At 67.5% G+C, this 8911-nt stretch carries 10 protein-coding genes; 7 read left to right on the top strand and 3 right to left on the bottom strand.

The genetic code is table 11. The annotated features are described in order from the left end of the window. Positions 1–222: FAD-dependent oxidoreductase (locus QOI01_RS17065; protein ID WP_526382936.1), on the bottom strand; the 222-nt coding region annotated here is incomplete at its 3' end. A 99-nt stretch (positions 223–321) separates the two neighbouring features. On the opposite strand from QOI01_RS17065, the gene QOI01_RS17060 reads away from it, so the two are divergent. After that, entirely contained in the window at positions 322–888 is a 567-nt protein-coding gene (locus QOI01_RS17060; protein WP_526382934.1) for a TetR/AcrR family transcriptional regulator, read from the top strand. A gap of 42 nt (positions 889–930) precedes the next feature. Then, a complete protein-coding gene (locus tag QOI01_RS17055) occupies positions 931–1554 on the top strand; it encodes a PaaI family thioesterase (protein WP_526382932.1) in 624 nt (207 codons plus the stop codon). Between the two features lie 19 nt (positions 1555–1573). On the opposite strand, the gene QOI01_RS17050 is transcribed toward QOI01_RS17055, so the two are convergent. Beyond that, a complete protein-coding gene (locus tag QOI01_RS17050) occupies positions 1574–3559 on the bottom strand; it encodes an FUSC family protein (RefSeq protein WP_526382930.1) in 1986 nt (661 codons plus the stop codon). An 85-nt stretch (positions 3560–3644) separates the two neighbouring features. Between QOI01_RS17050 and QOI01_RS17045 the strand changes: the two genes are divergently transcribed. Genes QOI01_RS17045 through QOI01_RS17035 form a run of 3 tightly spaced genes read left to right on the top strand, consistent with a single transcriptional unit; the run spans position 3645 to position 5576 of the window. After that, a complete protein-coding gene (locus QOI01_RS17045) occupies positions 3645–4358 on the top strand; it encodes an EthD domain-containing protein (RefSeq protein ID WP_526382928.1) in 714 nt (237 codons plus the stop codon). Beyond that, positions 4355–4795 (top strand): TIGR03618 family F420-dependent PPOX class oxidoreductase, encoded by a 441-nt coding sequence (locus QOI01_RS17040; RefSeq protein ID WP_526382926.1) that lies wholly within the window; start codon positions 4355–4357, stop codon positions 4793–4795. The genes QOI01_RS17045 and QOI01_RS17040 overlap by 4 nt, the downstream gene beginning before the upstream one ends. Before the next feature lie 16 nt (positions 4796–4811). Further along, complete coding sequence (locus QOI01_RS17035; RefSeq protein WP_526382924.1) at positions 4812–5576, top strand: enoyl-CoA hydratase/isomerase family protein; 765 nt, start codon at positions 4812–4814, stop codon at positions 5574–5576. 11 nt (positions 5577–5587) lie between these two features. On the opposite strand, the gene QOI01_RS17030 is transcribed toward QOI01_RS17035, so the two are convergent. Beyond that, positions 5588–5779 carry a (2Fe-2S)-binding protein gene (locus QOI01_RS17030; RefSeq protein WP_526382922.1) on the bottom strand — a complete coding sequence of 64 codons (192 nt, stop codon included), beginning with the start codon at positions 5777–5779 and terminating at the stop codon, positions 5588–5590. A gap of 579 nt (positions 5780–6358) precedes the next feature. Here QOI01_RS17030 and bfr point away from each other — a divergent pair. Further along, a complete protein-coding gene (bfr, locus tag QOI01_RS17025; RefSeq protein ID WP_526382920.1) occupies positions 6359–6838 on the top strand; it encodes a bacterioferritin in 480 nt (159 codons plus the stop codon). Positions 6839–6922: 84 nt separating this feature from the next. After that, positions 6923–8911: MDR family MFS transporter (locus QOI01_RS17020; RefSeq protein ID WP_526382918.1), on the top strand; the 1989-nt coding region annotated here is incomplete at its 3' end.

Below are 8911 nucleotides of genomic sequence, written 5' to 3'. Positions count from 1 at the left end.
CCGGTTTCCCAACCGCAGCATCTCGTCCCCGACGCCGCGGGGCCTGAGCAACTCGAGAGTGCGCGCCTGCACGCCGAGTGCGCGCGACGTCGTCGAGGGCTCCTGCGCCGCGTCGACGATCCGCACCTCGATGCCCATGCGCGAGAGTTCGACCGCCGCCGTCAGACCCGTCGGCCCCGCCCCGATGACGAGTACGGGTGGTTCGCCCTTGTCGCAATTCATGGACACTCCGATCGTCGGGACGGCAAGTCAACAACTGGTGACTTACACCGTAGGGTCCCCCGATGTTCATGTCAACATGCGATGACATATTCTCGACGAATGGTTTCGACTCGGCCGCGCAACGCACAGGACACCCGTGCCGACATCCTGGCGGCGGCCCGGCTGCGCTTCGGCGCGGACGGATACGAACGCACGACGCTTCGAGCCGTCGCCGCGGACGTCGGCGTCGACGCCGCACTGGTCATCCGATACTTCGGTAGCAAGCAGGACCTCTTTGCCGCGGCAGCGGAGTTCACTCTCGACCTGCCGGATCTGTCGGGTATTGACCCGGACCAGGTGGCCAAGGTCCTGCTGCCCAAGTTCTTCGCCGTGTGGGAGGACGACACCACGTTCGTGGCCCTGCTGCGCGCGGCGATGACCAGCGCGACCGCCGCCGAGACGATGCGGGGCGTGTTCGCCACCCAGGTGGGACCCGTGCTGGCCTCCGTCGCACCGGACCACCCTGCGCAGCGCGCCGGCCTCATGGGTGCGTTCATCATCGGGCTCGCCACCACGCGCTACGTCCTGAACAATCCCGCCGTCGCCCAGCTGAGCCACGCAGACCTGATCCGCTGGGCCGGTCCCGTCATCCGCCAATTGCTGGTCGGGCCCGCGCCGGCGGGATAGAGGCGACTCGACACCGACGCTGGAACGTGTTCTAGTTCAGTGGTGCTTGACTTCCCCGTGGAGAATCTCAACGCCGAGGACGTCGAACGCCTGCGGGGTATCTACGAGCCGCTGACGAAGTCGGTCCGAGAGCTCATCGACGCCACCATCCGCACCGAGATGGACGCTGATGCCGTCGCCGCCGCGAAGGCGGAGATCGATGCGGCCACCGCCCGGCTCCGCAACCGTCAGCTCGACGGGCCCTTCGGCGTGCGGTTCGGCAGCGACGGCGACCAAATGCCTTGGGGCAACGTCGTCATCGGCCTGCGCAACCCGGTGGCGCCGCCACTGTCGATCCAGAAGGATGATGACGGCGGGGTCGTCGCCGACTTCCATCTCGGCGCCGCCTATGAAGGTCCGCCGGGCCACGTGCACGGCGGCGTCGCCGCTCTCATCCTCGACCACGTTCTCGGCGACGCGGCGAGTTCGCCGAACAAGCCAAGGCTCACCGGCACCATCACGATGCGCTATCGCCGCATCACTCCTCTCGGCGACTTGCATGCGGAGGCGAGGATCGTGCGCACGGAGGGCGTCAAGACCTTCGCGGTCGGACATCTCGCCGATGCCGACGGCGTCACCGTCGAGGCCGAGGGCGTGTTCATCCAGCCCCGGTGGGCGCGCGGGTGACGTTGCCGCAGTAGCTTATTCAGTCGGTGATGCCGACGAGGCTGCGGGTGATGTCGCCGATCTCCGCGACCAGCACGCGACTGGCGGTGTCATCAGGACCGAGGTGGCGCGCGGCCTCGCGAATGCGCTGTTCCGCGGCGGCCAGCCGGTCCCCGTCCAAGCTCCACGGCGCACCAGGAGTGGCAGGTCCACCGCTCAAGGCCTCGGCGTACTCGTCGATCGCCACCACGAAGTCACCGCTCAAGGTGGCCGACGGCTGAGCCGGAAGGCTCGCTTCGAGCGTCGCGCAGGACGTGGTCACCGCGTTCAGCGCGGTCCGGTAGGACTTGAGCCAACGACGGAGGTCACCCAAATCGGACGTCGTCGCCCCCGCGGCAGCCTCGAACGCCGCACGCGCCCGAAAGGCCCGCTCCCAGGCCGCCGCAAGCGCCTCGCCGGGATGGTCGAGGCCGTGCACGAAGGCCTTGATGACCGTCGCGGCGTACTCGATCTCGGTCTTCAGCAGCTCACCGGCGCGCTGCCGCAGCCGGATCAGATCGTGGTCGGGCAGGGCCACGTGGACGAGGACTGCCAGGGCACCCCCGATCAACGTCGCGATCAACCTGTCGGTCATGGTGCCGTCGCCCGCCATCCCGCTGACGTCGATCAGGAACACGACCGTCGCCGCGAGCGCCGCGCTCACCGCCAGATACCCGAAACCCGAGACCGCATAGGCGAATCCCAGGACGATGACCGCGAGTGCCGCCGCCGCCAGGCCGGAGGGATGCCAGATCATCGTCACCACCGACGCCGCGACGATGCCCCCTGCGATCCCCGCCACCCGGCCGACACACCTGGTGTAGGTGTGCGCGGTCTCCGGGCGGAGCACCATCAGCGCCGTCAGCGGAATCCAGTAGCCGTGCGGGACTTCTGCGAAGCGCTCGATGGCGACCCCGGCGCCCGTGGCGGCGGCAAGCCGGATCGCGTGCCGCATGATCGGCGAGCCCCACGTCAGGTGGGCGCCGACCGCCGCCGCGGTCGTCGGCAGAGACGACCAGCCCTTCCGCCGCGCGAGGCGGGCGACCTGATCCGGGTCGGGCGCGGTCTCGCCGAACCGTAGTGCGACCGCCTCCCGGAGTTGGTGGGAAAGGCGCTGGGCCAGAGCAACGTTCGTCATCGCCACCGCGTCGGTTGCGGCCTCGACGCGCTGCATGCCGTCCAGCGCCTCGTGTTTGGCGGTTCGACTGCGGCCCGCGACGACGTCCAAGACTTGACCAGCCGCGCGCAGGACGTCTGCCACCGCGTGATCCCCGGCGGACCTCCCGGCCAGCGCGGTCAGCGTCACCGAGATCCGCTGCGGAAGGCCGTACCAGGCGCGGTAGGCCAGTGGCCGCCGCCTGGCCTGACGGTCGGTCAGGGTGAACGAGTCACGGAGCCTCAGCAGCGGGGCCGTGTCCACCCGCGCACCCGGATCGGTGGCGAGGTTCAGCGCGTCGACACCGAGGGACCGGTAAGCCCTTGTCAGCGCATCCCGTTGCATCCGCCATCGGCGTCGCGGCCACAGCCCGACCAACAGCGTCTGCACCAGCCCGCCGCCGACGGCGAGGACGGTCGCCGTCGCGACGGAGGTGAGTGTCGGCGCTACCGGTGGTGCCGTGACGAGGAGCGCACCCGCGGCCACCGCGATGAGCCCGGAGTTGGCACTCACCGCCCACTGCATCCCTGCGAGGAAGAACCAGGCGGCAGCGACCAACACGAAGAGCACGCCGTACGACGACGTCGAGGTGCCGAGCAGCACGGCGGCACCCATCTGAATCGACGTCGCAGCCACCCGCTGCAGGGGGCCGCGTGGGGTCTCATGCAGCGCAGTGGCGCCCGCGATCGCCGCGGCACCGGCAGCTGCGGTCGCCGCGCCCGCGGACCCCCAATGCAGACCGGCGGCGGCGGCGACCAGGACGCCGAGCAGGCTGCGTCCGGCCGCGCCGAGATCGGGCATGGTGCGCCGCCGCGGCAGTATCTTCGTCACGCGCGCATCACCCCCAACCGCTTGGCGTCACTCACCAGACAACCATTGTGAATCCCCGGCCCGGCGGGGGCGGTACGTTCTTTCGGTGGAGAAGGTCATCATCACCCTGCGGTCGAAGGCCACCGACGAGGCATGGTGCGTGCGATTGCGCACTCGGATCGCCGACGATCTACTGGCGTTGGGCGCGCCCGGTCTCGCGGTCAACGTCAGGGACGACGCGGTGAGGGATTCACTCATGACCCTGACGACACTGGACCCGCCCGTCATGGCGCTGATCAGCATCTGGACGCAGCAGTCCTACGGACCACACGTCGTGGGCGCGCTTGCGCGACTGCAGGGCGAATGCGACCACGTCGACGCCTATCTCGTCACCGAGTCCGTTCCGCTGGCGCCACCCGAGACTGGACCTGGCACCCGCACGGACGGGTTCGCGAACGTGGCCTTGCTGCGGCGGCCGGACGAACTGGACGCGGAAACCTGGTTCACGCGTTGGCATGTCGACCACACGCCAGTGGCGATCGCGACCCAGTCGACGTTCGGTTACGCCCAGAACGCGGTCGTGCGCGCACTGACCTCCGGGGCGCCGACGGTCGACGCTATCGTCGAGGAATTGTTCCCCATCGAGGCGACCAGGGATCTGCACGCGTTCTTCGGCGCCGCCGACGACGCCGAACTCAGTGATCGGATGAACCGCATGGTGGCAAGCACGTCGGCGTTCGGCGCGAACCAGAACGTCGACACCATACCGACCAGTCGTTACGTTCTGCGGTCTCCGTTCACGACCGAGGTGACGCGATGACCACTCTCGACGAGGCGGTCGGTCTGGCCGTGGCCGAGAGCGGTCTGGCGGTGGTCTCGACGGTCCGAGGTGACGGCACCGTTCAGGCGTCGCTCGTCAACGTCGGCGCCCTCGCCCATCCCGTGTCCGGCGAGCAGGTGCTGGCGTTCGTCACCTACGGCAAAGTGAAGCTGGCCAACCTGCGGGCACGAGCTGCGACCGCGATCACGTTCCGCGACGGATGGCGATGGGCGACGGTCGAGGGAGCCGCCGAGCTCGCCGGCCCGGACGACCCTCAGCCCTGGCTGGACGGCGACGGACTGCGCCTCTTGCTGCGCGACGTCTTCACTGCCGCGGGTGGAAAGCACGACGACTGGGCCGAATACGACCGGGTGATGGCCGAACAGCGGCGAACGGTCGTATTCGTCGCACCCAGTCGCGTCTACTCGAACGGCTAACGCATACGCTGCTGCCGTGCTGGTGCAGATCGACGATGCGAACGGGGTGCGCACCCTGACCCTCAACCGTCCGGAAGCGCTGAACGCGTTCAACGAGGCCTTGTACGACGCCGCGACGACCGCGCTGCGCGATGCCGATGAGGACCCGGGTGTCGCCGTCGTCCTGCTGACCGGCACGGGACGCGCGTTCAGTGCGGGCAACGATCTGGTCGAGATGCAGGCGCGCATAACCGATCCGGACTTCCAGTCGGGGGAGTACGGATTCCCCGGCATGATCGAGACGCTGGCGGCACTGCGGAAACCGTTGATCCTCGCGGTCAACGGCTTGGGTGTCGGCATCGGCGCGACGATCCTCGGCTACGCGGACCTGGTGTTCATGTCCACGTCGGCGCGGCTGAAGTGCCCGTTCACCAGCCTCGGGGTAGCCCCGGAGGCAGCGTCGTCCTACCTGTTGCCACAGCTCGTCGGCCGTCAGAACGCGGCGTGGATGCTGTTGTCCTCGGAATGGATCGATGCCGACGAGGCCCTGCGGATGGGGTTCGCGTGGAAGGTCTGCGAGCCCGACGCTCTGCTGGCTGAGGCGCGACGCCACGCGGAAATCCTTGCCTCACGGTCGATTCCGAGCCTGATCGCCGTCAAGCAGACGATGGTGGAGCCGACTCGGGCAGAGATCACCGCAGCCGCGGCGCGGGAGTATGCGCAGTTCGAGGAGTTGCTCGGAGGAGCTGCCAATGCCGACGCGTTGGCTGCCTTCGCCGATCGGCGCGATTCGCCTGCCTGATCGACGAGGCGCTAGCGCGCTGCGTGCACCGGGCAGCCGTTGACGTCGGCGGCTTCGATGATCGCCCGCACCGTGCGACGGCAGCGTCCACAGTCGGTGCCTGCCCCGCATGCGTCGGCGATCTGCTTGGACGTGGACGCACCCGATGCGACCAGGTCGGTGACTGCCTGGCTCGTCACTCCGGTACAAAGGCAGACGAACATCAGGCCGTCGCAGCCGAATGGTCGGTCTTCTCGTCGCGGACGTCGAACAATTCGAGTACCGCCGTCGAACGCAATTCCTTACGAGCCGGAAGAGTATTTCGAACACCGATGTCCACCAATGGCCGACCCGGCTTTCGGACCCCCTCGCGAACCACTGTGCGAGGGTCGGCGACATTCATCGGAAGGAATACCGGCGGCTGACGTACTGACGACTTTTCGCCAGCGTCGTCGATTCGTCGACAAGCGGCAAGAATGACCGGGTTCACACCGTGCTCGCCCATTGATTCCGCCTTGAACTCCGATGCGCCACGGGGATCCCGAGCAGCGCCGCCGACAGGTTAGTGCAGTCTAACCTTAGTTAGGCCAGCCAGTCCATTGTCAGCGGGTTGTAGCGTGGTTTGCCTACCCTCAACTGGGCCGCAGCACGGACGTCGGCAACCGCAACACGCCGGGAATCTGACGCACTCGGTGTCTCCCATGCCCGGACTGGACTAGATTGGGGGAGCAATCGAGCCTCGGGCGAGGCACAGTCGGACACTGACACCTGACCAGCCCTCACGGTGTCACAGGAGCAATGAAATGCAAGGCGATCCCGACGTTCTCAAGCTTCTCAACGAGCAATTGACGAGTGAACTGACCGCAATCAACCAATACTTCCTGCATTCCAAGATGCAGGAGAATTGGGGATTCACCGAACTCGCGACGCATACGCGTAAAGAAGCGTTCGAGGAAATGAATCATGCGGAGGCGATTACCGACAGAATCCTATTGCTCGACGGCCTTCCCAATTATCAGCGGCTGTTCTCGCTGCGCGTCGGGCAGACTCTCCGCGAGCAGTTCGAGGCTGACCTCACGATCGAGTACGACGTGCTGGCGCGGCTCAAGCCCGGCGTCATCATGTGTCGTGCGAAGGAAGATGCCACCAGTGCGGGCCTGCTGGAAGGCATCCTCGCCGACGAGGAGGACCACATCGACTACCTGGAGACGCAGCTCGAGCTGATGGACAAGCTCGGCGAGCAGCTCTACTCCGCGCAGTGCGTGTCGCGTCCGCCACAGTAGGGCTCGCGCACGTAACTCATCTAGCCGGTCTAAACGATACGGTCTTGGGCGGCACCACGCGCCCGAGGACGTCGGGAGGCGGGCATGACCAGTTCGGCAGGGACGACCACGGCGGATCCTGAGCCGGCCAACGCGCTGATCAGCCCGCGGCGACGCAACTTCATCTTCGTGGGCGTGCTTCTCGGCATGTTGCTCGCCGCCCTCGACCAGACGATCGTCGCTACGGCGCTGCCCACCGTGGTCGCCGACCTCGGTGGCGCGGGTCACCAGTCGTGGGTGGTGACGAGCTACCTGCTGGCATCCACGATCGTCACCGCGATCGTCGGCAAGCTCGGCGATGTGTTCGGGCGCAAGACCGTATCCCAGGCCGCGGTGGTGTTCTTCCTGATCGGATCGGTGCTGTGCGGGCTGGCCGGCTCGATGACCATGCTGGTTGCGTCGCGCGCACTTCAGGGCATCGGCGGCGGCGCGATCATGGTGACCTCGATGGCCGTCATCGGTGAGGTCATCCCGCTGCGGGACCGGGGCCGCTACCAAGGCGCGCTCGGGGCGGTCTTCGGCGTGACGACCGTGATCGGACCGCTGCTCGGCGGCTTCTTTACGGACAACCTGACGTGGCGCTGGGCGTTCTGGATCAACGTCCCCGTGGCGGTCGTCGTCCTGTTGGTGGGCGCCGCCGCGATCCCGTCCATGGCAAGAGCCGCCAAACCCGTGATCGACTTCGCGGGGATCCTGTTCGTGGGCCTCGGCGCATCCGGTCTGACCCTGGCGACGAGCTGGGGCGGCGGCGAGTACGCATGGGCCTCACCGATGATCATCGGCCTGTTCGTCGGATCGGCGGCCGCCATCGCCGTCTTCGTCTGGGTGGAGACGCGCGCCGTCGAACCGATTCTGCCGATGCGGCTCTTTCGCGACCCGGTCTTCACCGTGTGCTGCGTTCTCGGTTTCATCGTCGGCTTCGCCATGCTGGGCGCGTTGACCTTCATGCCCACGTTCATGCAGTTCGTCGACGGGGTGTCGGCCACCGAGTCGGGGCTGCGCACGCTGCCGATGGTGGCCGGGCTGTTGATCACGTCGATCAGCAGCGGTGCGATCGTCGGGCGCACGGGCCACTACAAGTTCTTTCCCGTCGCGGGCACGGCCGTCATGGGCATCGGGTTCTTCCTGCTGTCCGGCATGGACCAGTCGACCGCGACCTGGCACCAGTCGGTGTACCTGTTCATCCTCGGCACGGGCATCGGACTCTGCATGCAGGTGCTCGTCCTCGTCGTGCAGAACACCGCCAGCTTCTCGGACCTCGGCGTGGCGACGTCTGGCGTCACGTTCTTCCGAACGATCGGAAGCTCCTTCGGCGCAGCCATCTTCGGCTCGCTGTTCGCGAACTTCCTCGCCGACCGCATCGGCCCCGCGCTGATCGCAGGCGGCGCTCCACCGGAGGCCGCCCAGTCTCCGCAGGCACTACACCGTCTCGCCCCCGAGATGGCCGCACCGATCATCGACGCCTATGCCGATGCGCTGGGCACCGTCTTCCTCTGCGCGGTCCCGGTGGCAGTGATCGGCTTCGTCGTCGCACTGTTCCTCAAGGAAGTGCCGCTGCGGGAGATGGACGCCGTCTCCGCCACCGACCTCGGCGAGGGCTTCGGCATGCCGAGCACCGAATCGCCGGAGAAGATCCTCGAGGTCGCGGTCGGTCGGATGTTCAGGGACTCCCCGGAGATCCGGCTCCGGAGTCTGGCGGGCGGCCGTGGCTGCGAGCTGCCCGTCCCACAGCTGTGGGCGCTGCTGCAGATCCACCGGCAGAACCAGGTGTTCGGATCGGCGACGCTGCCGGAGATCGGGGAGCGGCTCCGCGTTCCGTTCGAGGTGCTCCAACCGACCTTCGACGAAGTGGTGCGCGATGGGTATGCGCTCACCGCCGGAGGGCAGGAGCGCAGCGACTCGGGAAATGGTGCCGGAGGGCAGGAGCGCAGCGACTCGGGAAATGGTGCCGGAGGGCAGGAGCGCAGCGACTCGGGAAATGGTGCCGGAGGGCAGGAGCGCAGCGACTCGGGAAATGGTGCCGGAGGGCAGGAG

The organism is Mycobacterium sp. (assembly GCF_032162605.1).
In the GTDB taxonomy this organism is placed as follows: Bacteria; Actinomycetota; Actinomycetes; order Mycobacteriales; family Mycobacteriaceae; genus Mycobacterium.
Note: the sequence above shows the minus strand (reverse complement) of the source record. Positions and strands in the feature narration are given on the sequence as shown.

Bases quoted from the DNA above. Each gene is read 5' to 3' on its own strand.
- QOI01_RS17060 (WP_526382934.1), top strand. From the start codon at position 322: ATGGTTTCGACTCGGCCGCGCAACGCACAGGACACCCGTGCCGACATC.
- QOI01_RS17030 (WP_526382922.1), bottom strand. From the start codon at position 5,779: ATGTTCGTCTGCCTTTGTACCGGAGTGACGAGCCAGGCAGTCACCGAC.
- QOI01_RS17040 (WP_526382926.1), top strand. From the start codon at position 4,355: ATGACCACTCTCGACGAGGCGGTCGGTCTGGCCGTGGCCGAGAGCGGT.
- bfr (WP_526382920.1), top strand. From the start codon at position 6,359: ATGCAAGGCGATCCCGACGTTCTCAAGCTTCTCAACGAGCAATTGACG.